Below are 1,092 nucleotides of genomic sequence, written 5' to 3'. Positions count from 1 at the left end.
ATACTTAACAAAAATCAAAATCTGAATTATAATAGATATTATGGAATTCACACAAGATCAAATTAATGAATTAAAATCAGCTCTCAAAAATAAACAACTTTCTGCTTATCACAACCGTATTCAAGCAGTCTATTTCCGTTCCCAAAAAATGCCCTATAAGTCTATCATTGAATTAGTTGGGTTATCTCATGATACTATCTGGCGCTTAGTCAAGAAATATGAACAAGAAGGGATTTCTGCACTGATTCAAGATAAACGCGGAGGTCGTCGTGCCGCTTACCTTACCTATGAAGAAGAAAAAGAGTTCTTAAAGGAGCAACTCGAGGCTAGTGCCTCTGGTGAATTTGTGACAATTAGTCAGATTCACAAAGCCTATCAAATCAAAGTCGGGAAGGAAACAACTCGAGAGGGTTTTTACGCACTTTTGAAACGCCATGGTTGGCGTAAGGTAACACCTAGACCAGAACATCCGAAGAAAGCAGACGCTAAAACCATTTCAGCGTCTAAAAATAAAATCTACTTTCAAGAAGACAAGAAAGCGCTTTAAACACAGTAGACGTTATAATAAAATTCGTTTGATGTATCAAGATGAGGCAGGATTCGGTCGTATCAGTAAAATGGGCAAAGCGTGGGCTCCCAAAGGACTTCGGCCACAGGTCCACAGTCATCATATTCGAGAATTTCGGTACTGTTATGGTGCTGTTGATTCTCACACTGGAGAGTCTTTCTTCATGATTGGTGGTGGATGCAATACGGATTGGATGAATGAATTTCTAAAACAGTTATCGGAAGCCTATCCGAATGATTACATTTTATTGGTAATGGATAATGCGGTTTGGCATAAATCACGTACCCTAGAGAAACCAAGTAACATTGGTTTTGAATTCATTCCGCCCTACACTCCTGAGATGAATCCAATCGAACAGGTGTGGGCTGAGATTCGTAAAAGAGGGTTTAAAAATAAAGCCTTTAAAACACTTGAGGACGTGATTGATAAACTACAAGAAGTGATTCAAAGTTTGCATTGGTCTGACCTTAAATCTATTGTCCATAGAGAATGGATTTTTTCAGATTTTGAATTTGAATGAGTAT

1 protein-coding gene is annotated in these 1,092 nt (G+C 38.0%); it reads left to right on the top strand.

Annotation, left to right across the window (positions count from 1 at the left end; genetic code table 11):
• Positions 1 to 40 precede the first annotated feature (40 nt).
• Positions 41 to 1,088, top strand: a protein-coding gene (locus HZY94_RS00700) for an IS630 family transposase (protein WP_179924547.1) whose coding sequence is annotated in 2 segments (ribosomal slippage) — positions 41 to 475 and positions 477 to 1,088 — 1,047 coding nt in all. Because the reading frame shifts where the segments join, the coding sequence is not laid out codon by codon here.
• The last annotated feature ends 4 nt before the right edge of the window (positions 1,089 to 1,092 follow it).

It is taken from the genome of Streptococcus danieliae, from assembly GCF_013415245.1.
GTDB lineage: Bacteria > Bacillota > Bacilli > Lactobacillales > Streptococcaceae > Streptococcus > Streptococcus danieliae_A.
This window is presented reverse-complemented; position numbering and strand designations above follow the sequence as displayed.